The sequence below is a fragment of the Microbulbifer aestuariivivens genome (assembly GCF_039545115.1).
In the GTDB taxonomy this organism is placed as follows: Bacteria; Pseudomonadota; Gammaproteobacteria; order Pseudomonadales; family Cellvibrionaceae; genus Microbulbifer; species Microbulbifer aestuariivivens.
Map to the genome: position 1 here is coordinate 69,138 of NZ_BAABRT010000012.1, position 25,155 is coordinate 94,292.

The following is a 25,155-nucleotide window of genomic DNA, read 5'->3' on the forward strand; positions in this document are numbered from 1 at the left end:
CGCCAGCGGGATGACACTCCGCCGGAAAGCCGGGCTAGGCCGCCATCGCGCGCAGGATAATCCTTTTTTTCAGCAGCGGACTGGCATCCACCATACTCAGGCCCGTGTTGCGCAGCCAGCGCCAGTGCAGCTCGCCGGCGCCGAACAGGGATTTAAAGGCGCTCATTGCCCTCAGGGTCGCCTCGTTGTCACCCCGGCGGCGGCGCTGGTAGCGGGCGAGTACCGATTCGTCGAAGGGCTCCAGCCCCCGCTTCAGCGCGCGCTGTATCTCTTCGCCGAGAATACGCACATCCTGCAGCCCCAGGTTCACACCCTGTCCCGCCAGCGGGTGGATGGTGTGGGCGGCGTCCCCCACCAGCACCGCGCCGGGGCCGAAGTAGGCCTCGGCGTGCCGTCCGCGCAGGGGGAAGGAAAACCGCTCGCCGACGGATTCGATCGCACCCAGGCGGCCCTCGAACGCCTTTTCCAGATTCAGCGCAAAGGCCGTGTCGTCGAGCATCAGCAACTCGCGCGCCAGCTCCCGGTCCGCCGACCAGACCACCGCACAGTGGTGCTCATCACCGAGGCCGGACAATGGCAGAAAAGCCAGCGGGCCGCTGCGCAGAAAACACTGCCATGCGGTGTGCCGATGGCTCTCGGCACTGCGGGCCACGCAGACCAGTGCCACCTGGTCGTAGTCGGTGTCTTTGCAGCGGATTCGCAGCAGGTCCCGGACCCGCGAACGGGCTCCATCGGCGCCGATAAGAAGGCGGGTCTCGACGATCTCGCCCTGCTGATTCAGGTCCTCCGCCACGGATTCTTGCGCCGGCCGCGACTGCAGATGCCAGTGGCCGCAATCGCGCCACCAGGTGTCGAGGCGGAAGCCTGCGATCAGGCTCACATTCGGCAGCGTATCGAGCTGGGCTCGCAGGGCCGCGCTGACCACCGTATTCTCGACGATATGACCGAGGTTGGGCTGATGCACATCGCGGCAGCTGAAGCTGACGGAGCCGGTCCCCTCTGCGTCCCAGACGCGCATGTCGGTGTAGGGGCAGGCGCGGGCGGCAACGATATGATCCCAGGCGCCCACCTCCTCCAGCAGTTGCTGAGAGGCACGGGTCAGCGCGACCACGCGGGGGTCGTAGTGATCCTCCGGGGCGGCCGGCTGTTCTGTGGCGGCCTCCAGCACGGCAATACGCAGCTGCGGGTGGCGCACCGCCAGCAGGGTCGCCTGCGCCATGCCCACAATGCCCGCGCCAACTACGGCAATATCCACACGGTTTCGCTTCATATTCTGCCTGCTCGTGACTTTTAGCCTGCGTTTACCACTAGCCCGCGACTTATAACGATGGGTGAACGATTCGTTAAGCACCCCCGTCCAGCGGGCCGGGGGTGGGGATTATTAAAGTCCAAAACCGGCCGCCTGGCCGAGAAAACTGGACCGCAGGGGCGGCACCAGGGCCAGTCCCAGCAGCCCCATCTGCCGCGAGGCGCGAATCAGCGGGTTGCCCGAGGCAAACAGCGGCGGGATACGGTCACTGAAGCCGATGGTCAGTTGCTGATCCCGCTGACGCTCCCGGCCATAGCTTTCCAACAAGTCTAGTGCACCCGTGGAATCCTGCGCCAAGCGCCGCTCTTGGCGCCCGGCCAGCGCCAGTGCCAGCGCCTCGCAATCCCGCAAGGTGAGGTTGAACCCCTGCCCCGCCACGGGGTGCAGGAAATGGGCGCAGTTGCCCACCAGCACCAGGTTTCGGCGCCACTGCTCCCGGGCCAGGCTCAGGCTCAACGGGTAGGAGGCCACATCGCCACTGCGCTGCAGGCGGCCGGCCCGCCAGCCAAAGGCCCGCTGCACACGGTCTGTGAAGGCGGCGCTGTCAAGCCGCAGCAGCGCGTCGGCATCGGCCGCGTCGCAGGTCCACACCAGCGCCGCGCGGTGCCGGCCCTCGCGGTCTGGCAGGGGCAGCAGGGCCATGGGGCCGGCATCGGTGAAGCGCTCATAGGCGATGTCGCCGTGGGCGCGCTGCAGCGCCAGCGTGGTCACCAGGGCGCGCTGCCGATACTCGACCCGATCAATTTCTATACCCAGTTTCCTGCACAGCGGCGAGTCGACGCCGTCGGCGGCCACCAGCAGGGAGGCCCGCAGGCTGCGCTCGGCATCAGCTCCCTGCCGCCAGCGCAGGCGCGCGCCGCTCTGGTCAAAAGTTGCGGTACGCACTTCGGCCGGCGCAATGACCTCAACGCCGGTCGCGGCGAGCGCATCGTAGAGTACCGGCCCCAGGGCCGCGTTCTCCACCACCGCACCGAACATTCCGCGAAACTGCGCACGGGACTCCCGCGCCGCGTCCAGTCGCGCACCCAGCCCGCAGCCGCGATCGCTGACGTGAATTTCGCGGATGGGCGCACAATAGGCTTCGAGCTGTGACCACAGCCCCAGCTGCGCAAACATCTGCAGGCTGCCGGCAGCCAGCGCGGTGGCGCGACTGTCGAAGCTGGGCAGCACCAGCGGCCCGCCACTGGCGGGCAGCGGCTTGCGCTCCAGCAGCACCACCTGGAGCTCCGGGCAGTGATGCGCCAGCAACAGCGCCAGGCTGGCACCGGCCATGCCGCCACCGATGATGGCGATGTCTACCGAGCGCTCATCATGACGCCCATCCCCGGCACCAGCACCCGGTCCACCCCCAGCCCCCGGCCCTGGCCCCGCGTTCGCGGCCCGAACTGAATTCACCACAGCGCCTCCTGAAACGCCCCTTGCCCCATGGCATGCTCGATATCGGCAATGGTCTTCGGTGCCGCTTCCGACAGCACCCGGGTGCCCTCGCGCAGCAGGGCCACATCGTCCTCGATACGGATGCCGATACCGCGAAACTGCTCCGGCACTTCCGCATCCATCGGAATATAAACGCCGGGCTCAATGGTCATCACCATACCCGGCTCCAGTTGCCGCCACTGTCCGTGCACCCGGTAATCCCCCACATCGTGCACGTCCATGCCGAGCCAGTGGCCGACCCGGTGCATATAAAATTGGCGATAGGCGCCGGTCTGCACCAATTCCAGCGGATCGCCCCGCAGCAATCCCAGCTCCACCAGTCCGCGGGTAATCACCTCGACGCTGGCCATATGGGGCTGGTCCCAGTGGTTGCCGCTGCGCACCTGCTCGATGGCCGCCAGTTGTGCCGCCAGCACCACCTCGTAAAGCGCGCGCTGGGCGCCCTGAAAGCGGCCATTGACGGGAAAAGTCCGGGTGATGTCGGCGGCGTAGCCGCGATATTCACAGCCGGCATCCACCAGCACCAGGTCACCGTTTTTGAGCGCCATGTGATTGCTGCAGTAATGCATCACCAGCGCGTTGCCGCCGCCTCCGACAATGCTCGGGTAGGCGGGCTCGCGGGCGCCGGCGTCGGCGAAGGCGTGCAGAATTTCGGCCTCCAGCTGATATTCAAAAATCCCCGGCCGGCAACGACTCATGGCGCGCCGGTGGGCCTGTGCGCTGATTTCCGCGGCGCGCGCCATCAGGCGAATTTCCGCGGCGCTCTTGAACAGGCGCAACTCGTGCAGCAGGTGATCCAGATCCACCATCTCCGGCGCGCCGCCGCCGTCGGGGGCCTGCTCGATGGCTCTGAGGTAGCCCTGCAGCCGGCGATCCAGTTGCGGGAAACGCCCCATGGTGAAGTAGATTCGCGCGCGCCCTTCCAGCAGGCCCGGCAGAATATCGTCGAGATCGTCGATGGGAAAAGCGTCGCAGAGGCCGCACTCCTCGGCGGCCCGCTCGGGACCGAGCCGCGGCCCATCCCAGAGCTCCTTGTCCGCGTTGCGTTCGCGACAGAAAAGAATTTCCTCCCCGGCGCTTCGCCCGGGGGCGAGCACCAGCAGCGCCTCCGGTTCACCGAATCCGGTCAGGTAGAGAAAGTCGCTGTCCTGGCGAAACGGAAAGAAGGTGTCCCGGGAGCGCAGCTGCTCGCCGGCGGCGGGTACGATGGCGAGGCTTCCCTCCGGAAGGCTTGCGATCAACTTCGCGCGCCGCCGCGCGTATTCCGCCTTGCCGATACTCATCAGTGAAGCGTTTTGCCGCCGCTGGTTTTGGCCGGCGGCGCGGTATCGGCGAAGATATTCATCACCGCGACACGGGCGAATTCTGCCACCTGTAGCAGCTGATTTTCCGCCTCCTCACCCTCATCGGCGGTATCGGCATCCACCTGACTGATCGCGCTGATATCCTCCAGCGCCTCCTTGCTGGAGGAAGGCAACTCGCCCTGATAGCCACCGACACCGAACCCGTGCAGAAATCCCTGGCACCACTGGCCAAGGGCGAGGGTGCGCTCGGTGATGCCACCGTCTTCGGGCAGCAGCAACTGGAAGTCGAAATTGCGGTCTTCAAGCTGCGCCAGACCACCCTCGGCCACGCGCTTAAATTCCGCAGACAAATCCGCAGGCACCGCATCCAGATCCAGCAGCTGGCCGAGTTCATCCTGCCAGCGCCGCGTATCGGGACGCGCGCCCGCCGCCAGCACACCGCAGGCGAAACCGTGCAGCTCGCTGGGACTGGAATCCCCACCGGAGGCGAGAATACCGTTAGCAAGCTTGTCGAAATCACTGAGAATACTTGTCATGGTCACGGCTCGACTGTTGTTCAACCCTTAAAACATTTCTTAAGCCCTGCTGAAGGGCTTGCGGTGCGAATCTCTAATCGCTGAAAGCGGTTTAATGCTCTTTCGCCTCTTGCGGTGGTCGTCGGCAACTTGCCAAACCCGAATTCTGCTCAGACTTTGCGCAAGCTGCGTTTTTCTGCCGCAATCAGAGCCCGCCCGAGCCCCGAAAACGACACCCGCCGCCAGTGAGTACGCCAATTTGTTCGCGGCCGCACCATGCGGGCAATTGACCCTCCCATAAGCCGGCAATATAGTAGCGGAATCCCTCACTGTCTGTCGTGTTGCATGCAGAAGCGGTTGCCCGATTTCGGCAACCCGGCGGCACCCGGTGCGGGGCCGGATGTGGACATCTCGAGGCGCAATCGTAAAACGCAGGATTTATGGACAAGTTACAAGCGTTGGAAACCACTGTGGACTCCCTGATCGCCCGCTGCGAACAGCTGTCCGAGGACAATCGCGCACTGCGCCAGCAGGAAGTGGACTGGCAGCGCGAACGCCAGCGCCTGATTAAAAATAACGAAGTCGCCCGTACCCGGGTGGAAGCCATGATCAATCGCCTCAAGGGGCTAGCGCAAGAATCCTGATGGGTGAGTCAGCCACAAAATCCGAAACCGTCACGGTTTCCATTCTCGACAAGGAATACCGTGTCGCCTGTGCCGACGATGAGCGCGCCGAGCTTGAGGCTTCCGCTCGCCTGCTGCACGAGCGCATGACCCGCATCCGCGCCAGCGGCTCCGTGATCGGCCTAGAACGGATCGCCGTCATGGCCGCACTCAACATCGCCCACGAGCTTATCCAGGCAAAAGCGGAACTCACCCGCATCCCCCTGGAACAGGAAATGCTCGACCGACTCCACGACAAGGTGCAGTCCGCCCTCTCCTCCATTGACACCGAAAACGACTGACTGCCCACCCATTTGACAAACAACAAATCCCCCCCCGGTCAGCAATCCGCGACCTTAGCCTTTTGCCAACATGAGCGTTATACTGCGTATAAGCCCTGAGGTGTTGGCCAGTTGACAATGTCCTGAGCCGATACTTTTACCCTGGAGGTTTCCAGCGGATGTTGGTGTGCAAGTCCGCCATGCAGCGGAAAGCCTTATGCATTCCGGGAGCCGCCACCTTGAACTTAACGGTTCAAGGCTACGTCATCAGCCGCACGCTCGGGGTGTCCAAATTCAGACCGGCTCTCTTTATTATTGGTTTTCCGCTTTTGCAAGCTGCCTTCTGAAACCTGCATCCTGAAAGAAGCCGAAGCCCTCTCAAAAATAGCTCGCCAGCGATTAGACTGACCCGCTGTTTAGGCCTCACCAATGGGCGGGCCGGCGTCACCGCTTGATGGGTTCATGACTCACAGTAGGGCGAGAGAAGCGGACTCGAGAGGCGGCTGGCTAGACGAACGAACGGATAGTCCATCCCTAGCCCGAGAGCAAGAGAGCAAGAGAGCAAGAAAAGCAGGTTACTGAGTGGCGGTGCGCTCTAGCGGCCCCCTAAAAAGAGCCCTCAAGAAGTCCCAAAGACAGCCTGAAAATAACCACGCACCCAGACCCTCCGCCGCCCGTGTCACAAGCAACCCCCTCAAACATAAGCCACACCGGTGATGACGCCGCGCAGCCAGAAAGCAAATTCCAGCTGCGCCGCCGCATGCGCGCGGCGCGGCGCGCACTCGACACCAACCAGCAGCGAGTTACCGGCCAGGCCATCGTCAATCGTCTGAGCCGCCATCCCGCATTGTGCGGAGCCAAACATATCGGCCTCTACTGGCCCATGGATGGTGAGGTGGATGTGCGCGGGCTGGTCCAGCGCCACCCCCACAAACGCTTTTATCTGCCGGTCCTGCCACATGCGCCGCACCCACAGCTGCGTTTTGTGCATTGGCGGGGGCAGGCACTCACCTACCGCAACCGCTTCCAGATTCCCGAACCCGTGCACGGCGTCAGTCACCCGCCGGCGCGGCTCGATCTGGTACTGATGCCGCTGGTGGCTTTCGACCCCAGCGGCGCGCGCCTCGGCATGGGTGCCGGTTTTTACGATCGCACCTTCTGGATACAACGCCTGCTGCCCGGGGCCGGTCCGCGCCTGCTGGGCATCGCCCACCAACTCCAGTGCGTCGAGTTCCTGCCCACGGACAGCTGGGATATCCCCTTGCATGGCGTCGTCACTGAACAGCACAGCTATCATTGCCGCTGAGCGGCGCACGAGTCACTGACACAAACCCCTGACACAAAAAAGCCGAACGCGATGGCGTTCGGCTTTTTTGTTGGCGTATTGCCTAGTGCTTTGCGGTGAAGGCGCCGCGCTCAGCGCGTAACGACGCCCTGCTGCAATGCCGCCGGCGGCTCAGCCTCTTCCGAGGAAAAAACCTCGCTGAGACCGGTGCTGCTCAGCAACACGCCCGCAACAAAGACAACCACAGCGATTGTCAGTGCATCGGGTTTCATGGGGACCATCCTGTAACTGTTGTGTTCTTATTATTTGAGCGTTCTACCCACACCGGGCCGCCACAAGCGACTGCATTACGCGGGATGGGTTCTCGACTTACGCTGAAATAGTAACCGATTACCGCTCAATTTTTGAGACATTTGTCTCGTTTTTAGTCACAATAATTCGACAAACAGCAGATCGTAGTCTAGCGGGGCAGCAACCCCCCAGACAGCCCGCCCTTTTTGTACTTCCCGCCTTTCGCTCCCGGCAAGCCGCTGCACCGCCTGACGGCCATGCAATCAGCCCTGCTGGTCATTGGTCAGTTTGTCATTCAACCGGCTAAATCAGTCAGCAGCCAGGAAAAAGCTGTAGGCGGGGTTGGCGGTTTCATCCCAGAACGGGTAATGCAACTGGTTCAGCAGGTGCCGCAGTTCCTCGCGCTCCGCCGGCGGCACCTCCATGCCCACCAGTACCCGCCCGTAGGCGGCGCCGTGGTTACGGTAGTGGAACAGGGTGATATTCCAGCGCCCCGCCAGCTGTTCGAGGAACTTCCGCAGCGCCCCGGGGCGCTCCGGGAACTCGAAGCGGTAGATCACCTCGTGCCGCAGCCCCGGCGCGCGACCGCCCACCAGGTGGCGGATATGCAGCTTGGCCATTTCGTTGTCGGTGAGGTCCGTGAGCGCATATCCCCCCGTTTTCAACCGCTCCAGCAACTGGTGTCGGTCCGCATCCGCGGCCACCTGCAGGCCCACAAAGATATGCGCCTCGCCGCCGTTGGCGTAACGGTAGTTGAATTCCGTGATCGCCCGGTCACCGAGGTCGCGACAGAACTGCAGGTAGCTGCCGGGGCGCTCGGGGATGGTCACCGCCAGCACCGCTTCGCGTTTCTCGCCGATTTCGGTGCGCTCACTGATATAGCGCAGGCGATCGAAATTGGTATTGGCACCACTGCAGATGGTGGCGAGGGCCTGGTTGCTGCCGCCGCGCTCCTGAATATATTTTTTGAGGCCCGCCAGCCCCACGGCGCCGGCGGGTTCGGCGATGGAGCGGGTATCCTCAAAGATATCCTTGATGGCCGCGCACACCTCGTCGGTGGAGACCGTGATCACGCCGTCGATGGTCTCGCGCAGCACGCGGAAGGTCTCCTCGCCAATCTGGGCCACGGCCACGCCGTCGGCGAAAAGCCCCACCTGCGGCAACCGCACCCGCTCGCCCGCCTCCAGCGCCACTTTCAGACAGGCGGCCTCCTCCGGCTCCACCGCGAAAACCTTCACTTCAGGGCGCACGTATTTGATGTAAGCGGCCATGCCGGCGGCAAGACCGCCGCCGCCCACGGGAATAAACACCGCATCCAGGTGCCCCGGATGCTGGCGCAGCAGCTCCATGCCCACTGTGCCCTGGCCGGCGATCACATCGGGATCGTCATAGGGGTGCACGAACACCAGCCCGCGCTCTTCCACCATCTGCTTGGCACGCGCCGCCGCCTCGTCAAAGGTATCGCCGTGCAGTACCACCTCCGCGCCGCGCATGCGCACGGCATTGACCTTGATCTGCGGCGTGGTGGTGGGCATGACGATCGTGGCGCGCACGCCCAGCTGTGCCGCGCCCAGCGCCAGCCCCTGGGCATGGTTGCCGGCGGAGGCGGCGATCACGCCCTTGGCGCGCTGCTCCGCCGGCAGCTGCAGAAGCTTGTTATAGGCGCCCCGCACCTTGAAGGAAAAGACCGGCTGCAGATCCTCGCGTTTCAGCAAAATGCGGTTGCCGAAGCGATGGGAAAGCTGGCGCATCGGCTCCAGAGGGGTCTCGGTGGCGACATCGTAAATGCGCGCGTCTAAAATGCGCTTGATATAGGACTTGGGCATGGCGAAATTCAGCAGCCGTCTCGGTGGGGTAAACATCGTAGCAGGCGCGGCCAGAGACAGCGCCCAGGTTGGCCAGTCTAATCCCCTGCCAGCAGGATTGCCACAGAAACAGGATTCCGGCGAGAATTTCTCGCCGGGAAAGCAGATTTTTCACGAAAATATTGCACAGGACCACCAACACCATGACCCAGGATGAACTGAAGCGCGCCACGGCCCGCGCCGCCATCGACTACATCGCCCCCAAGCTGGAGGCAGATGGCATCGTCGGCGTTGGCACCGGCTCAACCGCCAACTTCTTTATCGATATGCTGGCGGAGCTCAAAGGGCGCTTTGATGGCACGGTGGCCAGCTCGGAGGCATCCGCACAGCGCCTCAAGGCCCACGGGATTCCGGTATACGACCTCAACGCCGTGGACGGCATTCAGGTGTACGTAGATGGCGCCGACGAGGCCAACGCGGCCCTTGAGCTCGTCAAGGGTGGTGGCGCGGCATTGACGCGGGAAAAGATCGTCGCCGCCTGTTCGGACGAGTTTGTCTGCATCGCCGACGAGAGCAAGTGGGTGCCGGTACTGGGCGGCTTCCCGCTGCCGGTAGAGGTCATCCCCATGGCCCGCTCACTGGTCGCCCGCGAGATCGTCAAGCTGGGCGGCGATCCGGTCTATCGCCAGGGTGTGACCACAGACAACGGCAACATCATCCTCGATGTGCATAATCTGCTCATCCGCGAACCCAAGACCCTTGAAAGAGCCCTCAACAACATCACCGGTGTGGTGACCAATGGTATCTTCGCCCAGCGCCCGGCGGACATCCTGTTGCTGGGCACAGCCACAGGCGTCAAGACGTTCACCGCCTCCTGAGTCCCCGCGCAGGCGCCCCGAGTGAATCCGGCGCGATATGAACAGGCGGAATATGAATATAAGAAGCCCCCGATAATATTGAGATATGCAGCAAAATAATAACCACCCCCTGATGACCCGGCTGCTCCTGCTACTGCTGACCAGCGCCCTGGCCGGGTGCGCCACCGAGCCACCCAGCGACCCGGAGAATGTCTGCAGTATCTTTCAGGAGAAGAAAGGCTGGTATGCCGCCGCCAAGGACGCGGAGGAGAAGTGGGGATCGCCCGTGGCCACCACCATGGCCTTCCTGCACCAGGAATCCCGCTTTGTGCACGACGCGAAACCACCGCGCACCAGAATCCTGTGGATTTTCCCCGGCCCGCGCCCGTCCGATGCCTATGGCTACTCCCAGGCCCTGGGCACTACCTGGCGGGGCTATAAACGCGCCACCTTCAATTACGGCGCCGACCGCGACGATTTCGAGGATGCCATCGATTTTGTCGGCTGGTACAACAACACCAGCGCCCGGCAGTGCCGCATCAGGCCCGACGACCCCTACAATCTCTATCTGGCCTACCACGAGGGCCACGGCGGCTTTAACCGCCGCACCTTCAAAAACAAAACCTGGCTGAAACAGGTTGCGCAGAAAGTTTCCGCGCAATCGCAAAAATACCGCCAGCAACTGGACGGCTGTGAGAGCAGCCTGCGGCGGCGAAAAAAATTCCTCGGGATTTTCTGAGCAGCGGTCACTGAAACGCGGAACTGGCGCCCAATCACCCATTGGGCGCGGAAAAACTGTCTACCCTGACAGAATTAGCCCCCACTTTTCCCGGCTTGCCCGAGAAAAGTCCGGCGCCTGCAACCCCGCCACAGCGGGCACTTTCGCCACCCCTAACCGCACCTGGCCCCGCTTAACCGCTCCAGGCCCCGCTTAACCGCTCCAGGAGAGACACCGATGAAAACCGCCCCCGTTCTTGCCGCGCTTCTGGCGCTGCTGTTAGTCACTCCCCTGACACAGGCACAGGGCTCCGCGCAGCCAGCAGTGCAGGCGATCGCCAGCTACAGCAAGGCCCAGCTGGAACAGTTTGCCAACGCCTACCGCTCCATCGTCATCCTGAGCCGCGAGTACGCCCCCAAACTGAAGGCCGCCGCAGATATTCAGGAAGCCGAGGCCATCAACCAGGAAGCACAGGGAAAAATGGTATCCGCCATCCAGAGTGCCGGATTATCCAGAGAGGAGTATCAGCAGATCGCCACCAGCCTGCAGTCAGACCCCGCCCTCGTGGAGCGGATAAACGAGATACTGCAGCAGAAGTCCGCGCAGGACTGATTTTCCGTTATCGCCGCCACGGCGGCCGGCGGGTGCACCTCAGGGTGGGCCCGCCACCCCCCCGCTCTCGCAGCACCTTATTTGCACAGCCCTCTTCCGACAGCTTTTTGCGGCCAACAGCAGCCGATGGCTACCACGCGGTCGTCACGACTCCAGTGTGACATCCAATACCTGGCAGATCTCGGTCAGGTGCTCCCGCACCCACTCCCCGTTAAAAGAGCCCCAGTCGCGCAGTGCATAGTAACCATCGTTGTTGCGCACCCCCTCCTGAATGAATTCCACCTGGGTGCCGTGCCCCGGCAGACCCTTGGCGATCACATCCTGCACCGTGCGCCGCGGCCAGCCGGTTGCCTCTTCCAGCGCGGGATTATTGGGTTTTGGCAGTGTCTCGATCAGGTGGGTGATCAGCATTCGCCGGCAGATTGTCGGGTTAAGCTGGTCGGTCAGTTCTCGGTTCATTGAAATCTCTCGGAAATCTTTTAGGGGCTCTCGGTATTGGGTATTGGAATTCACCGCTGGATCTTTTTTACCACAGCGCTGGGCGTTGCTCATCCCATCACCTCAGCCTGTTCTCTCTGTTATCTGTGGCCTCACCCGTCAGTGCTTGCCACTGCACTGAACGCAAACCTGACTTTCCGGCGCGCTTTGCGCATAATCCGTCAACTATCGGCTCAAGAGCCGCTAAACCATATCAGAGGGCAACGTCGTGGACTCCGAGAACACAACCGTCCCAGTGAGAGAACCAGGCATACTCGCCGCCGCCATCCGCGCCCAGCTGGCGGGTGCCGACGCCGCCGGCGTGGACTGTGACCGACTGCTGCAAAGCGCCGGAATAGACCCCGCGGCCCTCGACAGGCCCGATAATCGCATCGGCCGCGAACAGGTTGCGCGCCTGTTGCGCCTGGAGTGGGACCTGCTCTCCGACGAGTCCGGTGGTTTCCTCGCCAGGCCCTGGCTGCCCGGCACCTTTGCCATGATGGGACACGCCTGTGTCAGCTGCCCGAACCTGCGTCGCGCCCTGCTGCGCGCCAGCCGTTTTATCGCCATGGTCAGCGACGACCTGCGCATCAAGCTGATCGAGGATGGCGAGGAAGCACGGCTGCTTATTTATCACGGCAACCACAAAAACCTGCCCAATCAGGTTTTCGTCGAATCGCTGGCGCTTATCTGGCTGCGTTTCTTCAGCTGGCTGATCGACCGCACCATCCTGCTGGAACGCGTGCACCTGGCATTTCCGCCTCCGGATTACAACGAAGATTACAGCGATATGTTCCCGTGCCGGCACTACTTCAACCAGCCGGAGACCTGCCTGGTGTTCAGCACCCGCTACCTGCAGATGCCGCTGGTGCGCGACGGGCAACAGCTGAGTGAATTCCTCGGCCGCGCACCGGAGTGCCTGCTGGCCCAGTACAAATCCGACAAAAGTTTCACCGGCCGCATCCGCCGCATGCTGCAAGGGCAGCACGGTATCGAAAACCTTTCCCTCGACGATGTCGCCGAGCGACTGTTCACCTCACCGCAAACCCTGCGCCGCCGCTTGAAGGAAGAGGGCAACAGCTGGCAGGACATCAAGGACTCCGTGCGCCGCGATATGGCGGTCTACCAGCTGAAAAAACAGGAAACCGCGGTGGCAGAAATTGCCGAGCGGCTGGGCTTTTCCGAACCCAGCGCATTTAACCGCGCCTTTAAAAAGTGGACCGGGCTCGCGCCCGGGGCCTACCGGGAAAAATACCGCGGCTGATTACAGCCGGCCCCGGCAGTTCGATAGCAGCACTGACGGTCACAATAAAAACCCCCGCGATCGCGGGGGTTTTGCGTATTGGGTGGCGATTGCTGCCGGGTGATTTACTGCGCCCTCGCCTGGTGGCCATTGGCTTTCCGCTGCTGGCTCCCCATCCGCAAGGTTGCCGCTGGTGGACCTGCCTCTGGCCAGCTTTGCGCGGCTGCGCTCTGCGGATTTCTATTCAAAGGTCACCACCCGCACCGTGATTCTGCGATTGCGCTGCTTGCCCTCTTCGCTGCTGTTGTCGGCGATGGGTTTCGTTGAGCCCATGCCGGTGGCAGTAATACGCGCGGCGTCGATGCCCCGGTCAATCAATATCTGCCGCACCGCCTCCGCGCGCTGCTGGGAGAGCGCCTGATTGCGCACCTCATCGCCCTCGCTGGAAGTGTGCCCCTCGATGGCGATGGTCATGCCATCGTTTTCCTGCAGGATAGCCACCAGCTCGTCGACATCGGGCACCGATTCGCTGCCGGGAATGGCACTGCTCTGGGCAAACTCGATGGTGAGGGGAAATTCCCGCTCGGGGTCGCGGGCATCGCTTTGCAGGTAATCGCGGAAACTGCCGGCGAACCCTTCGCTGACAACGGCCTCTGCGTCGCCGGCCGTCATCGCCTGCTGCTCCTCAAGGATCGCCTGTTCACCGAGGACCACCTCCTCCTCGACCACATCCTCATCGATCACCTCAAACTTGGCGCACATATTCAGCGCATAGAGCACAATCAGAACGATGATGACGAGCCAGAACCATTTGGCGAAGGCGGCTCGCACCCTCTCGGCCTGCCGCACTTCTTTGGGTCTCGGCTCCAGTGGCTGACTGTGGCCGTGCGTTTCAAGGCTGGCGCTGAGACTGCTGAAATCGATTACCCCGATCTCCTTGAGCAGGCCATCGGGGAGCTTGTCCTTGATAAACTCTTTCTGCGCAAAAAGGTAAGAGGCGAGGTCGCTGACATCCATATTGTGGTTTTTCACCACTTTACCGAGCTGGGACATAAACAGCGGCGCCAGTATTTTCAGCAGGCGGCTGCCGGTCTTGTCATCCACATTGAGCGCACTGGCGAGCAGATTCATGGCGTGGCTGGACTTGCCACCAAAAACCCCCTCGACAATTCCGCCACCCATCCTCTGCAGCTCGCCCACCATGGCCGGGTCCTCGACCACATCGGCGACCGAGGAGAAATCCAGGTGCTCATTGTCGGTGGCGTGAATGAAAACAGAGGCCATACCCGACTTGCTGGTGCCCTTGTTCAGCACCCCGGCGAGCAGGGTCGCGCCACCGATCCTGAAGGCTTCCTGCTGTTTATCCTCCGGTAAACCCACGGCACTTCCCAGTGCGCTCAGCCCTTGCGAACCCAACTGGTTCAGGGTCATTTCCAGAAAATTGTCAGCCATTATGCAACCTCGTCGCTGAAAACCTCTTAACGCATCCCATCAGTGTAAGGCAGGGTCTCAGCCCCCTTAGTCCTTATCTGAATAACCAGCCTGCAATCTGTTGCACAAAGTGCAGGAAAGAAGCGCAGGAAAACCCCTTTTGCCTTCAAGAAGATTAGCACGCCAGAAAAGACCGCGAAGCTGAGCGGTCACCGGTGCTGTCGCCTTTGATCATTGCGACGATCGCGCGCGCGGCTATGTTAGGCGCACAGACAGAATAAAGAGGCTGCAACCATGACCCGAGAGGCGTTTATTTACGATGCGATTCGCACGCCCCGCGGCAAAGGCAAGCCCGGTGGTGCACTCAATGAAGTGAAGCCGGTGACTCTGCTCTCCAATCTGCTGCGCGAATTACACAACAGAAACCAGTTTGACACCGCCGCTGTCGACGACGTGGTGATGGGATGTGTCACCCCGGTCGGCGATCAGGGTGCGGATATCGCCAAGACCGCGACCTTGGCCGCCGGCTGGGACTGGAACAACGGTGGTGTGACCCTGAACCGTTTCTGCGCTTCCGGCGCCGAAGCGGTCAACCTGGCTGCCGCCAAAGTGCGCTCCGGCTGGGAAGAACTGATCGTGGCCGGCGGCGTGGAATCCATGTCGCGCGTGCCCATGGGCAGCGATGGCGGCGCCTGGGCGGCGGACCCGCGCACGGCGCTGGATACCGGTTTCACCCCGCAGGGCATCGGCGCCGACCTGATCGCCACCCTTGAGGGTTTCAGCCGCGAGGACGTGGACGCCTTTGCCCTCGCCTCGCAGCAAAAAGCCAGTGCCGCCTGGTCCCGCAACGCCTTCGAGCGCTCGATCATCCCCGTGCGCGACCAGAATGGCTTGCTGATTCTCGACCGCGACGAGCTGGTGCGCCCGGATGCATCCATGCAGGGCCTCGGCAAGCTCAACCCCGCCTTCGCCGGTATCGGTGAATTCGGCTTTGATGCGGTCGCCCGTCAGCGCTACCCGCAGGTGGAGCGCATCGAACATGTGCACACCGCCGGCAACTCCTCCGGCATCGTCGATGGCGCAGCCGCCCTGCTGATCGGCAGTGAGGCCGCCGGTCACACCCTCGGTCTTAAGCCCCGCGCCCGCGTGGTCTCCGCCGCGGTTGTCGGCACCGACCCCACCATCATGCTCACCGGGCCGGCGCCCGCCAGTCTCAAGGCGCTGCAACTGGCCGGGCTGAAAGCCGAAGACATCGACCTGTATGAAGTCAACGAGGCCTTTTCCGCGGTGGTGATGCGCTTCCAGCGCGAGCTGGACGTGGACCCGGAGCGGATCAACGTCAACGGCGGCGCCATCGCCATGGGACACCCCCTCGGCGCCACCGGTGCCATGCTGCTCGGCACTTTAGTAGACGAGCTGGAACAGCGCCAGGGCCGCTACGGGCTGGCAACCCTGTGTGTCGGCGGCGGTATGGGCGTGGCCACGATCATTGAACGGATATAGGCGGGGGAACACAGCATGAAAGCCATTCGCATCGAAAAAGACAGCGACAATATCGTCCACCTGGTCCTCGACAACCCGAACGCCTCCGCCAATATCATGGATGCGGATTTCACCGAATCCCTGCGCCAGGCGGTGCGGCAACTGCAGGGCGAAGACTTCCGCGGCATCATTCTGCGCTCGGCCAAATCCACCTTTTTTGCCGGTGGCGACCTCAACCGCCTGTATGCCGCCAGACGCGAAGACGCCGAGGCGTTTTTCAGCGAGTGTCAGGCGCTTAAGGCGGACCTGCGCTGGCTGGAAACACAGGGCAAGCCGGTGGTGGCCGCCATCAATGGGGCTGCCCTCGGCGGCGGCTGGGAACTGGCGCTCGCCTGCCACCACCGCATCGCCCTCGATGACCGCAGATTAAAAATCGGCCTGCCGGAAGTCACCCTGGGTCTACTGCCCGGCGGCGGCGGCTGCGTGCGCATGCCGCGCCTGCTGGGCCTGCAAAACTCTCTGCCGTACCTGCTCGAGGGCAAACAGGTGAGCCCGCAGCAGGCTCTGGCCGCCGGCCTGATTCAGCAGCTGGCCGCAGACCCGCAGGAACTGCTCGACCACGCCCGCGATTTCGTCCTCGCCAACAGCGACACCCCGCTGCTGCAACCCTGGGACCAGCCCGGCTACCGCATGCCCGGCGGCGACCCGCGCAACCCCAAAAACGCCCAGCTGCTGGCGGCAGCGCCCGCGATGCTGATCCAGAAAACCAAAGGCTGCTACCCCGCGCCGGAGGCGATTCTGAGCGTGGCCGTGGAAGGCGCGCAGGTGGATTTTGACACCGCCACCCGCATCGAATCCCGCTATTTTGTCGAGCTGGCCTGCGGCCAGGTGGCGAAAAACATGATCGGCACCTTCTGGTTTGGCCTCAACGCCATCAAGGCCGGTGACTCGCTGCCGGAATCCGTGCGGCAAATGAACACCGCGCCGGTGAAAAAAATCGGCGTTCTCGGCGCCGGCATGATGGGTGCCGGCATCGCCTACGCCTGCGCCAGCAAAGGGGTGGAAGTGGTACTCAAGGATGTCTCCTTGGAGGGCGCGGAGAAAGGCAAATCCTACGCGCAAAAATCCCTGCAAAAACGCCTTGAGCGCGGCCGCATGGACCAGTCCCGCATGGAGGCCATTCTCAATCGCATTCACCCCACCGATCAGGTCGGCGACCTCGACGGTTGCGAACTGGTGATCGAGGCGGTTTTTGAAGATCGCAAGCTCAAGGCCAGCGTTACCCGGGAAACCGAAGCGGTATTGGCCGAGAGCGCGATTTTCGCTTCCAATACTTCCACCCTGCCCATCACCGGACTGGCGGAGGCCTCCGGCAGACCGGCTAATTTTATCGGCCTGCACTTTTTCTCGCCGGCGGAAAAAATGCCGCTGGTGGAAATTATCTGCGGCCAAGAGACCAGTGAGGAAACCCTCGGCCGCGCCTACGCATTCGTGCTGCAGATCGGCAAGACACCCATCATCGTCAACGATAGCCGCGGCTTCTTTACTTCGCGGGTATTCGGCTGCTTTACCAACGAGGGCATCGCCATGCTTGGCGAGGGCGTAAACCCGGCCACCATCGAAAGCGCCGCCGCCCAGGCCGGCTTCCCTGTGGGGCCGCTGGCGGTCAGCGACGAAGTCTCCATGACATTGATGAGCAAAATCCGCCAGCAGACCATTGCCGACTTGCAGGAGGAAGGCAAAAGCGTGCCCTCCCACCCGGCCGACAAGGTGATCGACCATATGCTGGAACTGGGCCGCGCCGGCAAGGCTTCCGGCGGTGGCTTTTACAGCTATCCGGAGAGCGCCTCCAAGCACCTGTGGCCGGGCCTCGCAAAAGAATTCCCGCAAGGCGAGCAACCGCCATTTGCCGACGTGCGCGAGCGACTGCTGTTTGCCATGGCGGTGGAAACACTCCGCTGCTATGAGGAAAACGTGCTGCGCAGCGTGCGCGAAGCCAATATCGGCTCGATTTTCGGCATCGGCTTCCCGCCCTGGAGCGGCGGCGCGCTGCAGTACGTCAACCAGTATGGGCCGGTGGAGTTCGCCGCGCGTGCGCGCGAGCTGGCAGCCCTTTACGGCGACCGCTTCGAGCCGCCGGCACTGCTGCGCCAGCTGGAGGAATCCGCCCAGCAACTCACCGACGAATAAATTCGAACCCCGAGGGGCCGTGCCCCGCAATATGGAGAATAGCGATGATCCCAAGGACCGTATTTAACGAAGACCACGAGCAATTCCGCGATACCGTGCGCAAGTTTCTGGAAAACGAAGTTGCGCCCCACCACGCGCGCTGGGAAAAAGAGGGGCAGGTGGATCGCGCCTTGTGGAACAAGGCCGGCGAAATGGGTTTCCTGTGTCCGCAGGTGCCGGAAGCCTTTGGTGGCCTCGGCCTGGATTACGGCTACAACGCCATCGTCGATGAGGAGATCGGCCGCGCCAGCTTTACCGGTATCGGCTGGGGGCTGCACTCGGACATCGCCGTGCCCTATATCGTCAATTACGGCACCGACCAGCAAAAGGAAAAATACCTGAGCCGCTGCGTCACCGGTGAGGTGGTCACCGCCATCGCCATGACCGAACCGGGCACCGGTTCCGACCTGCAGAATGTGCGTACCACCGCCCTTCGAGACGGGGATCACTATGTGCTGAACGGTTCGAAAACCTTCATCACCAACGGGCAGCACGCCGACCTGGTCATCGTCGTGGCCAAGACCGACCCCAGCGCCGGCGCCGCCGGTGTCAGCCTGCTGCTGGTGGAAGCGGACAGCCCCGGGTTCAAAAAAGGCACCAACCTGGAAAAAGTGGGCATGAAAGCCCAGGATACCTCCGAACTGTTCTTCGACGATGTGCGCGTGCCGGTGGAAAACCTGCTCGGTGCCGAGGGCCACGGCTTTATCTACCTGATGCAGGAGCTGCCGCAGGAGCGTCTCGGTGTCGCCGTCAGCGCCATCGCCAACGCCGAAGCGGCCCTCGGCTGGACCGTGGATTACGTCAAGGAGCGCAATGCCTTCGGCCGCCCCGTTGCGCGCTTCCAGAACACCCAGTTCAAACTGGCGGAACTGGCCAGTGAGCTGACCGCCATGCGCGTGTTCGTGGATCGCTGCCTGGAGCTGCACTACGAAAAGAAACTGGATATCGACACCGCCGCCAAGGCGAAACTGCTGACCACCGACTTCCAGTGCAAACTGCTGGACGAGTGTGTGCAGCTGCACGGTGGCTACGGCTATATGTGGGAATACCCCATCGCCCGCGCCTGGGCCGATGCCCGCGTACAGCGCATCTATGCCGGCACCAACGAAATCATGAAGCTGATCGTCGCGCGGGAACTGCTCAAGGACGGCTGAGGCCGTCCCCTAATCGTAACGGAGCCACACCATGCCTCCACATTCAGGCCCGCTCGCGGGCCTCAGGATTCTCGACTTTTCCACCCTGCTGCCCGGCCCCTACGCCACCATGCTGATGGCGGACATGGGGGCCGATGTGCTGCGCATCGAATCCCCGCAGCGCCCGGATATGCTCCGCGCCCTGCCGCCCTATGTCGGCGCCGGCGGCGAGCAGGTATCCGCCGCCCACGCCACCATCAATCGCAACAAACGTTCCCTGGCGCTGAATCTGAAAGACCCCCGCGCCGGGGATATCGTGCGGCGGCTGCTGGCGGAGTACGACGTTATCGTCGAGCAGTTCCGCCCCGGCGTCATGGACAAACTCGGGCTGGGTTACACGACCCTGCAAAAAACCCGTGAAGACCTGATCTACTGCTCCATTACCGGTTACGGTCAAAGCGGCCCGCTGAAGCAGCGCGCCGGGCATGACATCAATTATCTGGCCCTGTCCGGGCTCGCCAGCTATTCCGGCCGCGCAGACAGCGGCCCAAGTCTCTCCGGCACTCAGGTGGCGGATATCGCCGGCGGCTCCCACCACGCCGTCATGGCCATCCTCGCCGCCGTTTACCAGCGCCAGGCAAGCGGGCGCGGCAGCCATATCGATATCAGCATGACCGACTGCGCCTTCGCCCTGAACGCCATCAGCGGCGCCAATACCCTGGCCGGCGGCACCCCGCCCGCGCTGGGGCAGGAACTGCTGAACGGCGGCAGCTACTATGATTACTATCAGACTGCCGATGGCCGTTACCTGTCTGTGGGTAGCCTGGAACCCCAGTTTGCCCTGCGGTTTTTCGAGGGCATCGGCAAACCACAGTGGGCCGAGCGTCTGATGGCCGATGAACCGGCGGGCATCCTCAAAGCGGATATCGCCGCGGTTATTGCCAGTCGCACTCTGCAACAGTGGGTGCGGATATTCGCCGAAGTGGATGCCTGTGTGGAGCCGGTACTGGACTTTCAGGAGGCGGCCGACAGCGCCCTCACCCGGGAGCGGGCTATGGTGTGCCAGGTCGCACTGGGCAATGGCGAATCCGTTGCACAGGTCAATACGCCTTTCTGCTTCGACGGGCAAAAGCCCGCTCGCCATGCACCCGGAGCGACACTGGGCCAGCATTCCCGCGAAGTACTGCTGGAACTGGGGCTGGAAGACAGTGAAATCGATTCACTATTGGGCGATGAAGTGATTGCCTGATCGCCGGCGGGTTTGCCCCTTTATAAACCCCAGCATAAACCCCAGCGCCGATACTGGGCTGATACAGCGCTGATACAGGGACAGCCACTACGCCATGGCTCACCGCAAAGCGCAGCTGCCGGAAAAAATCTGTCCCGCCTGCGGACGGCCCTTCCTCTGGCGCAAAAAATGGGCGCTCAACTGGAATACGGTCACCTACTGCAGCGAACGCTGCCGCAGGCAGCGTGGCGTAGCCACAAACCAAGCTACATCCAAAACTACAACCAAGGCAACAACCAAAGCCACAACCGAAACCAAACCCAGAACCGAAACCGGGGCTGCACCGGCACGGATACCTGACAATGGCAAAGCATGAATCTGGTCTGGTACCGCAATAACCTGCGCACTGCCGACAACCATCCCCTGGTGCAGGCCTGCCGTGGCCAATCGCCCGTGATCGCCCTCTACTGCTTCGACCCCCGCCACTTTGAGAAAGACCGCTTCGGTTTTAAGCGCACAGAAAAATTTCGCGCACGTTTTCTAATTGAAACGGTGACCAGCCTGCGTCAGCAGCTGGCGAAACTGAATATCCCACTGCTTATCTACCGGGCAAAACCGGAAACCCTACTGCCGCGAATCGCGCAGCAGCTGCGTGTGCGAAACATTTTTCTGCAGCGGGAGTGGACCCGCGATGAAATGCAGGTGCTGGAATCTGTGCGCCGGGCCGATGGCATGGATAGGGTACAGTTCCAGCAATCCCCGGATCAGTTTCTCCTGCACCCGGATGACCTGCGCCTTGCCGCACCCGACAATCCGCCCCCGATTTTTACCCGGTTTCGCCAACTGGTGGAGAAGCAGCCAGAGAGAACACTGCCGGTTCGCAAGCCTCTTCCCACCCCGCCGCCACGCGCGCTGCAAAACCTCGACGCCGCCCGCGGGGCACCGCTGCAGGACCGTATCCCCAGCCTGGAAGATCTCGGGCTTAACAGTTTCAGCACAGACCGCCGCAGCGCCTTCCCCTTCAAGGGTGGAGAACTGGAAGCCCGCCAGCGTATTGATCACTACTTCTGGCAGACGGAGAACCTCAAGCGCTACAAGCACACCCGCAACGGGCTGGTGGGCACCGACTACAGCGCCAAACTCTCTCCCTGGCTCGCCAACGGCAGCCTGTCCCCGCGACAGGTGTACTGGCAGGTCAAGGCGTTCGAACAGCAGGTGACGGCCAATGAGGACACCTACTGGCTGGTGTTTGAACTACTGTGGCGCGACTTTTTCAAATACATCTCGCTGAAGCATGGCGAGCGTATTTTTCAACTCGGGGGGATTCTGCAAAAAGACTATGAGTGGCACCGCGCCCCGGGTGAGCTAGAGCGCTGGATCAATGGCGAAACACCCAGCGATTTCATCAACGCCAATATGCGTGAAATCGCCGCCAGCGGCTGGATGAGCAATCGCGGCCGCCAGAATGTCGCCAGCTATTTTGCCCGCGAACAGAAGCAGGACTGGCGCATCGGTGCCGCCTACTTCGAGAGCCTGCTGCTGGACTGCGATGTACACAGCAACTACGGCAACTGGATGTACATCAGTGGGATCGGCAGCGATCCGCGCAAACGCCATTTCAATATCGACAGTCAGGCGCAGCGCTACGATCCCGATGGCGCTTATCGCAATCTGTGGCTGAAAGAGCCCAACCGCTAGTGAATGGGAAATCTGATTGAAAACCCTGCGACTGATCCTGGGCGACCAGCTCAATCACAAACACAGCTGGTACAGTAACGACGATGCAGACACCCTGTATTTCATCGCCGAAATGCGCCAGGAAACCGATTACACCAGGCACCATATCCAGAAAGTGGTGGCTTTCTTCGAGGCCATGGAGGCCTTCGCCAGCTGGCTGCGGGATCGCGGCAAGCAAGTAGTGCACTACAAGCTCGACGACAAGCACAATACCCACAAGCTGGGCAGCAATATCGCCGCGCTGGTGCAAGCCCACGGGATCGAGAAGTTTGAATACCAGTTGCCGGATGAATACCGCCTGGACCGGCAACTCAGGCAGCTTGCCGAAGATCTCAGCATCGACAGCGAAGCCTTCGACACCGAGCACTTCATCACCCGGCGCGACGAACTGGCCGAGTTTTTTGCCGGCAAACAATCCCTCCTGATGGAAAGTTTCTACCGGCATATGCGCAGGAAGCACCACGTGCTGATGGCGGAAAACGGCAAACCATTGGGAGGGCAGTGGAACTACGACCAGAGCAACCGCAGGAAGTGGACAGGCCAGCCGGAGATCCCGCGCGAGAAGCGCTTCCGCAAGGATGTGCGCAACACCGTTAGGCGCATCGAGGCGGCCGGCGTGCAGGCCCTGGGCAGTATCGACCCAGAGCATTTTAGCTGGCCCACCACCCGGGCGGACAGTCTCAAGGTGCTGCGCCACTTCTGCCAGCACCTTTTGCTCCACTTCGGCGACTATCAGGATGCCATGGACCCGCATGAATCCTACCTGTTCCACAGCCGCCTCAGCTTCGCACTGAACAGCAAGCTGTTACACCCCCTGGAAGTCATTCAGGCGGTCATCGACCACTGGCAACAGCACCAAAGCGCTGTTTCACTCAACGAGGTGGAGGGCTTCGTGCGGCAGGTACTGGGCTGGAGGGAATATATGCGCGGTATCTACTGGAAAACGATGCCGGGCTACGCCCGCTGCAACCGCCTTGACAACCAGCGCCCCCTGCCGGATTTCTACTGGAGCGCCGATACACAGATGAATTGCCTGCACCACGCCATCCGCAACAGCCTTGAGCACGCCTACGCCCACCATATCCAGCGCCTGATGATCACCGGCAATTTCGCCCTGCTGCTGGGGGTTCACCCGGACCAGGTGGATGCCTGGTATCTGGGCATCTATATCGATGCCATCGAGTGGGTGGAAATCACCAATACCCGCGGCATGAGCCAATTCGCCGACGGCGGCCTGGTGGCGACCAAACCCTATATCAGCAGCGGCAATTACATTCATCGCATGAGCAACTACTGTGAAGGCTGCCGATACCAGGTCAAAGAGAAAACCAGTGACGACGCCTGCCCGTTCAACAGTCTGTACTGGCACTTTCTGGCCGAAAAGCGCCAGCACTTCGAGGGCAACCCGCGCATGGCGATGATGCTGGCCACACTGGACAAAATGAACCGCGAGGAGCTGGAGGCACTGCGCAGGCGAGCCCGCAAGATCATCCACAACCCCGACCGCTATTGAGCAGCAACACCGCGGTGTTTGCATTTGACGGGCTTGCGCTCTCTCGTCCTCTCGCCCCACCTTCCACCTTCCACCTTCCACCTTCCACCTTCCACCTTCCACCTTCCACCCTCCACACCCCACAACACACACTCAAACTATTCTCTTAACCAATGCGGTGAGCGAGTCAAAAGCAGCGAACGGGACCATTACGATACACGGGGCCGGTCAGTTATAATCGCAGACTAACCATGGACGCTGGCCGCGCGCTTCGCCCTTCAATAGCGCAATCTTTTATTCATATCAGCCACATCACAGCCATCGCTCAGCCATCCAACCTAATCCGCTCAGATAAACCGTACACCGAGTTACCGCACATGTCGCAATCCCATCCCAACGACCCACTACACGGCATCAAGCTTGCCACTATTTTGGAAGAGCTGGAGCAGCACTACGGCTGGGATGGACTGGCCAGCAGGATCGACATCAACTGCTTTAAAAACGATCCCTCCTTCAAATCCAGCCTGAAATTTCTCCGCAGAACGCCCTGGGCACGCGATAAGGTAGAGGCGCTTTATTTAAGCACCTTTATTAGTAATCGTAGAGATGTACCACAACGGGAAAAAAACACAGGAAATCCCTGGCGCAAGAAGACCTGACTCAAGATTTCTCACTCACGGCACCACGCATCTTCCAGCCTCATATCCCGGATGGGGCAGCAATGCGATAATGCGCCATAAAACTGAGCGACGGGATTGGATCACCAAGACCGATATCTGATAACTGCCATTCCAATACGCATAGGGTTACACCCGTTCAGAGTGAACGATTCAATGCTAGCCTATTGTCCAGCCCCTCTTATTAGCCAACTTAAAAGTCCAACTCAAAATGTCACTATTATTCGAAGAAATTGATAGCCAAGCCTCTCCTCTGGGCGAAATCTGCCTGCGCAGACGCCGCATCCCTGCGCTTGGCGAGCGGGACATCTATGAGGTGAAGCTGGGTGATGAGTTCCTGATGTCGAGCATGTTCGTGGAGGCCGAAGAGGCACTGGCGACGCTCGGCCTTGCGACGGTAGAGGGCGAGGATCTACGGGTGGTGGTGGGAGGCCTGGGGCTGGGTTATACCGCTGTGGCGGCTCTGCGCGACGCGCGCATTGCCGAGCTGCTGGTGGTCGATGCGCTGGAGACCGTCATTGGCTGGCACCGGGATGAGCTGGTGCCGCTGGGAAAAATCCTCAACGCCGACCCGCGCAACCGCTATGTGCACGGCAGCTTCTTCAATCTGGCCACCCAGCCGAATAGCGGATTCGACCCGGATAGCGCCGAAAAAAAGTTCGATGCCATCCTGCTGGATATCGACCACTCTCCCAGCGAATACCTCCATGCCGCCAACGCCGGTTTTTATTCCAGCGAGAAGCTGTCTTTAATGGCGGCGCAGCTCAAACCCGCGGGCGTTTTCGCCATGTGGTCACAAAACCTGCCGGAAGAAAGCTTCGAGGCATTACTGGGCACGGTGTTTGCCGAAGTGAACTCTCATGTGATTTCTTTCTACAACCCCTTCCTCGGCGGCGAGTCCACCAATTCGGTCTATGTCTGCGTAAAAGGCGCTCCCTGACGCTCTTCGA

General features: G+C 61.6%; 25 protein-coding genes and 1 other RNA gene. 18 read left to right on the forward strand and 8 right to left on the reverse strand.

Going from position 1 to position 25,155, the window contains the following annotated elements; translation table 11 throughout:
* Positions 1-34: 34 nt before the first annotated feature.
* The 4 genes from ABEA58_RS08815 to ABEA58_RS08830 form a co-directional block, all read right to left on the reverse strand.
* A complete protein-coding gene (locus ABEA58_RS08815) occupies positions 35-1,270 on the reverse strand; it encodes a UbiH/UbiF/VisC/COQ6 family ubiquinone biosynthesis hydroxylase (protein WP_345550702.1) in 1,236 nt (411 codons plus the stop codon).
* Positions 1,271-1,381: 111 nt separating this feature from the next.
* The gene (locus tag ABEA58_RS08820; protein ID WP_345550703.1) at positions 1,382-2,707 is read right to left on the reverse strand and encodes an FAD-dependent oxidoreductase; all 1,326 of its coding nucleotides are present in this window, start codon (positions 2,705-2,707) and stop codon (positions 1,382-1,384) included.
* Complete coding sequence (pepP, locus tag ABEA58_RS08825) at positions 2,701-4,029, reverse strand: Xaa-Pro aminopeptidase (RefSeq protein WP_345550705.1); 1,329 nt, start codon at positions 4,027-4,029, stop codon at positions 2,701-2,703. Before pepP ends, ABEA58_RS08820 begins: the two co-directional genes overlap by 7 nt.
* The gene (locus ABEA58_RS08830) at positions 4,029-4,586 is read right to left on the reverse strand and encodes a UPF0149 family protein (RefSeq protein ID WP_345550706.1); all 558 of its coding nucleotides are present in this window, start codon (positions 4,584-4,586) and stop codon (positions 4,029-4,031) included. The genes pepP and ABEA58_RS08830 overlap by 1 nt, the downstream gene beginning before the upstream one ends.
* Positions 4,587-5,005: 419 nt before the next feature.
* On the opposite strand from ABEA58_RS08830, the gene ABEA58_RS08835 reads away from it, so the two are divergent.
* The 4 genes from ABEA58_RS08835 (at position 5,006) to ABEA58_RS08850 (ending at position 6,814) form a co-directional block, all read left to right on the forward strand.
* Complete coding sequence (locus ABEA58_RS08835) at positions 5,006-5,209, forward strand: TIGR02449 family protein (RefSeq protein WP_345550708.1); 204 nt, start codon at positions 5,006-5,008, stop codon at positions 5,207-5,209.
* Entirely contained in the window at positions 5,209-5,529 is a 321-nt protein-coding gene (locus ABEA58_RS08840; RefSeq protein ID WP_345550709.1) for a cell division protein ZapA, read from the forward strand. Before ABEA58_RS08835 ends, ABEA58_RS08840 begins: the two co-directional genes overlap by 1 nt.
* A gap of 89 nt (positions 5,530-5,618) precedes the next feature.
* Positions 5,619-5,798: non-coding RNA, 6S RNA (gene ssrS, locus ABEA58_RS08845), on the forward strand.
* A 386-nt stretch (positions 5,799-6,184) separates the two neighbouring features.
* Positions 6,185-6,814 (forward strand): 5-formyltetrahydrofolate cyclo-ligase, encoded by a 630-nt coding sequence (locus ABEA58_RS08850; RefSeq protein ID WP_345550711.1) that lies wholly within the window; start codon positions 6,185-6,187, stop codon positions 6,812-6,814.
* A gap of 110 nt (positions 6,815-6,924) precedes the next feature.
* On the opposite strand, the gene ABEA58_RS08855 is transcribed toward ABEA58_RS08850, so the two are convergent.
* Together ABEA58_RS08855 and ilvA are read right to left on the reverse strand one after the other, a co-directional pair.
* Positions 6,925-7,065 carry a hypothetical protein gene (locus tag ABEA58_RS08855; RefSeq protein ID WP_345550713.1) on the reverse strand — a complete coding sequence of 47 codons (141 nt, stop codon included), beginning with the start codon at positions 7,063-7,065 and terminating at the stop codon, positions 6,925-6,927.
* A 327-nt stretch (positions 7,066-7,392) separates the two neighbouring features.
* Entirely contained in the window at positions 7,393-8,910 is a 1,518-nt protein-coding gene (ilvA, locus tag ABEA58_RS08860; RefSeq protein WP_345550715.1) for a threonine ammonia-lyase, biosynthetic, read from the reverse strand.
* Between ilvA and ABEA58_RS08865 the strand changes: the two genes are divergently transcribed.
* The 4 genes from ABEA58_RS08865 to ABEA58_RS08880 all read left to right on the forward strand — a co-directional run bounded on the left by ABEA58_RS08865 (position 8,909) and on the right by ABEA58_RS08880 (position 11,076).
* On the forward strand, positions 8,909-9,106 hold the full coding sequence (locus ABEA58_RS08865) for a hypothetical protein (RefSeq protein ID WP_345550717.1): 198 nt from the start codon (positions 8,909-8,911) through the stop codon (positions 9,104-9,106). The two genes, ilvA and ABEA58_RS08865, sit on opposite strands and share 2 nt — an antisense overlap.
* On the forward strand, positions 9,093-9,767 hold the full coding sequence (rpiA, locus tag ABEA58_RS08870) for a ribose-5-phosphate isomerase RpiA (RefSeq protein WP_345550718.1): 675 nt from the start codon (positions 9,093-9,095) through the stop codon (positions 9,765-9,767). The genes ABEA58_RS08865 and rpiA overlap by 14 nt, the downstream gene beginning before the upstream one ends.
* 85 nt (positions 9,768-9,852) lie before the next feature.
* Positions 9,853-10,485 carry a transglycosylase SLT domain-containing protein gene (locus tag ABEA58_RS08875; protein WP_345550719.1) on the forward strand — a complete coding sequence of 211 codons (633 nt, stop codon included), beginning with the start codon at positions 9,853-9,855 and terminating at the stop codon, positions 10,483-10,485.
* A gap of 216 nt (positions 10,486-10,701) precedes the next feature.
* Positions 10,702-11,076: a DUF4168 domain-containing protein gene (locus ABEA58_RS08880; RefSeq protein ID WP_345550721.1), complete on the forward strand. Its 375-nt coding sequence runs from the start codon at positions 10,702-10,704 to the stop codon at positions 11,074-11,076.
* Between the two features lie 144 nt (positions 11,077-11,220).
* On the opposite strand, the gene ABEA58_RS08885 is transcribed toward ABEA58_RS08880, so the two are convergent.
* On the reverse strand, positions 11,221-11,535 hold the full coding sequence (locus ABEA58_RS08885; RefSeq protein WP_345550722.1) for a helix-turn-helix domain-containing protein: 315 nt from the start codon (positions 11,533-11,535) through the stop codon (positions 11,221-11,223).
* Positions 11,536-11,809: 274 nt separating this feature from the next.
* Between ABEA58_RS08885 and ABEA58_RS08890 the strand changes: the two genes are divergently transcribed.
* Positions 11,810-12,817 (forward strand): AraC family transcriptional regulator, encoded by a 1,008-nt coding sequence (locus ABEA58_RS08890; protein WP_345550724.1) that lies wholly within the window; start codon positions 11,810-11,812, stop codon positions 12,815-12,817.
* A 219-nt stretch (positions 12,818-13,036) separates the two neighbouring features.
* On the opposite strand, the gene ABEA58_RS08895 is transcribed toward ABEA58_RS08890, so the two are convergent.
* The gene (locus ABEA58_RS08895) at positions 13,037-14,248 is read right to left on the reverse strand and encodes an OmpA family protein (protein ID WP_345550726.1); all 1,212 of its coding nucleotides are present in this window, start codon (positions 14,246-14,248) and stop codon (positions 13,037-13,039) included.
* 273 nt (positions 14,249-14,521) lie between these two features.
* Between ABEA58_RS08895 and ABEA58_RS08900 the strand changes: the two genes are divergently transcribed.
* The 9 genes from ABEA58_RS08900 to ABEA58_RS08940 all read left to right on the forward strand — a co-directional run bounded on the left by ABEA58_RS08900 (position 14,522) and on the right by ABEA58_RS08940 (position 25,145).
* Complete coding sequence (locus ABEA58_RS08900) at positions 14,522-15,730, forward strand: acetyl-CoA C-acetyltransferase (RefSeq protein ID WP_345550728.1); 1,209 nt, start codon at positions 14,522-14,524, stop codon at positions 15,728-15,730.
* A 15-nt stretch (positions 15,731-15,745) separates the two neighbouring features.
* Entirely contained in the window at positions 15,746-17,899 is a 2,154-nt protein-coding gene (locus tag ABEA58_RS08905; RefSeq protein ID WP_345550730.1) for a 3-hydroxyacyl-CoA dehydrogenase NAD-binding domain-containing protein, read from the forward strand.
* A 44-nt stretch (positions 17,900-17,943) separates the two neighbouring features.
* A complete protein-coding gene (locus ABEA58_RS08910; RefSeq protein ID WP_345550731.1) occupies positions 17,944-19,092 on the forward strand; it encodes an acyl-CoA dehydrogenase family protein in 1,149 nt (382 codons plus the stop codon).
* A 31-nt stretch (positions 19,093-19,123) separates the two neighbouring features.
* Positions 19,124-20,320, forward strand: a complete 1,197-nt coding sequence (locus ABEA58_RS08915; protein ID WP_345550733.1) for a CaiB/BaiF CoA transferase family protein — start codon at positions 19,124-19,126, stop codon at positions 20,318-20,320.
* Positions 20,321-20,414: 94 nt separating this feature from the next.
* A complete protein-coding gene (locus ABEA58_RS08920; RefSeq protein ID WP_345550735.1) occupies positions 20,415-20,675 on the forward strand; it encodes a DUF2256 domain-containing protein in 261 nt (86 codons plus the stop codon).
* Positions 20,672-21,997: a DASH family cryptochrome gene (locus ABEA58_RS08925; RefSeq protein ID WP_345550737.1), complete on the forward strand. Its 1,326-nt coding sequence runs from the start codon at positions 20,672-20,674 to the stop codon at positions 21,995-21,997. The genes ABEA58_RS08920 and ABEA58_RS08925 overlap by 4 nt, the downstream gene beginning before the upstream one ends.
* Before the next feature lie 16 nt (positions 21,998-22,013).
* Positions 22,014-23,549 carry a cryptochrome/photolyase family protein gene (locus ABEA58_RS08930; protein WP_345550739.1) on the forward strand — a complete coding sequence of 512 codons (1,536 nt, stop codon included), beginning with the start codon at positions 22,014-22,016 and terminating at the stop codon, positions 23,547-23,549.
* Between the two features lie 230 nt (positions 23,550-23,779).
* Positions 23,780-24,187 carry a VF530 family protein gene (locus ABEA58_RS08935; RefSeq protein WP_425563523.1) on the forward strand — a complete coding sequence of 136 codons (408 nt, stop codon included), beginning with the start codon at positions 23,780-23,782 and terminating at the stop codon, positions 24,185-24,187.
* A 229-nt stretch (positions 24,188-24,416) separates the two neighbouring features.
* A complete protein-coding gene (locus ABEA58_RS08940) occupies positions 24,417-25,145 on the forward strand; it encodes a polyamine aminopropyltransferase (protein WP_345550741.1) in 729 nt (242 codons plus the stop codon).
* The last annotated feature ends 10 nt before the right edge of the window (positions 25,146-25,155 follow it).

Coding starts and splice junctions, on each gene's coding strand:
- rpiA (WP_345550718.1), top strand. CDS start 9,093: ATGACCCAGGATGAACTGAAGCGCGCCACGGCCCGCGCCGCCATCGAC.
- ABEA58_RS08815 (WP_345550702.1), bottom strand. CDS start 1,270: ATGAAGCGAAACCGTGTGGATATTGCCGTAGTTGGCGCGGGCATTGTG.
- ABEA58_RS08875 (WP_345550719.1), top strand. CDS start 9,853: ATGCAGCAAAATAATAACCACCCCCTGATGACCCGGCTGCTCCTGCTA.
- ABEA58_RS08880 (WP_345550721.1), top strand. CDS start 10,702: ATGAAAACCGCCCCCGTTCTTGCCGCGCTTCTGGCGCTGCTGTTAGTC.
- ABEA58_RS08910 (WP_345550731.1), top strand. CDS start 17,944: ATGATCCCAAGGACCGTATTTAACGAAGACCACGAGCAATTCCGCGAT.
- ABEA58_RS08840 (WP_345550709.1), top strand. CDS start 5,209: ATGGGTGAGTCAGCCACAAAATCCGAAACCGTCACGGTTTCCATTCTC.
- ABEA58_RS08915 (WP_345550733.1), top strand. CDS start 19,124: ATGCCTCCACATTCAGGCCCGCTCGCGGGCCTCAGGATTCTCGACTTT.
- ABEA58_RS08835 (WP_345550708.1), top strand. CDS start 5,006: ATGGACAAGTTACAAGCGTTGGAAACCACTGTGGACTCCCTGATCGCC.
- ABEA58_RS08885 (WP_345550722.1), bottom strand. CDS start 11,535: ATGAACCGAGAACTGACCGACCAGCTTAACCCGACAATCTGCCGGCGA.
- ABEA58_RS08935 (WP_425563523.1), top strand. CDS start 23,780: ATGGACGCTGGCCGCGCGCTTCGCCCTTCAATAGCGCAATCTTTTATT.
- ABEA58_RS08895 (WP_345550726.1), bottom strand. CDS start 14,248: ATGGCTGACAATTTTCTGGAAATGACCCTGAACCAGTTGGGTTCGCAA.
- ABEA58_RS08925 (WP_345550737.1), top strand. CDS start 20,672: ATGAATCTGGTCTGGTACCGCAATAACCTGCGCACTGCCGACAACCAT.
- ABEA58_RS08855 (WP_345550713.1), bottom strand. CDS start 7,065: ATGAAACCCGATGCACTGACAATCGCTGTGGTTGTCTTTGTTGCGGGC.
- pepP (WP_345550705.1), bottom strand. CDS start 4,029: ATGAGTATCGGCAAGGCGGAATACGCGCGGCGGCGCGCGAAGTTGATC.
- ABEA58_RS08940 (WP_345550741.1), top strand. CDS start 24,417: ATGTCACTATTATTCGAAGAAATTGATAGCCAAGCCTCTCCTCTGGGC.
- ABEA58_RS08905 (WP_345550730.1), top strand. CDS start 15,746: ATGAAAGCCATTCGCATCGAAAAAGACAGCGACAATATCGTCCACCTG.
- ilvA (WP_345550715.1), bottom strand. CDS start 8,910: ATGCCCAAGTCCTATATCAAGCGCATTTTAGACGCGCGCATTTACGAT.
- ABEA58_RS08865 (WP_345550717.1), top strand. CDS start 8,909: ATGGCGAAATTCAGCAGCCGTCTCGGTGGGGTAAACATCGTAGCAGGC.
- ABEA58_RS08830 (WP_345550706.1), bottom strand. CDS start 4,586: ATGACAAGTATTCTCAGTGATTTCGACAAGCTTGCTAACGGTATTCTC.
- ABEA58_RS08900 (WP_345550728.1), top strand. CDS start 14,522: ATGACCCGAGAGGCGTTTATTTACGATGCGATTCGCACGCCCCGCGGC.
- ABEA58_RS08920 (WP_345550735.1), top strand. CDS start 20,415: ATGGCTCACCGCAAAGCGCAGCTGCCGGAAAAAATCTGTCCCGCCTGC.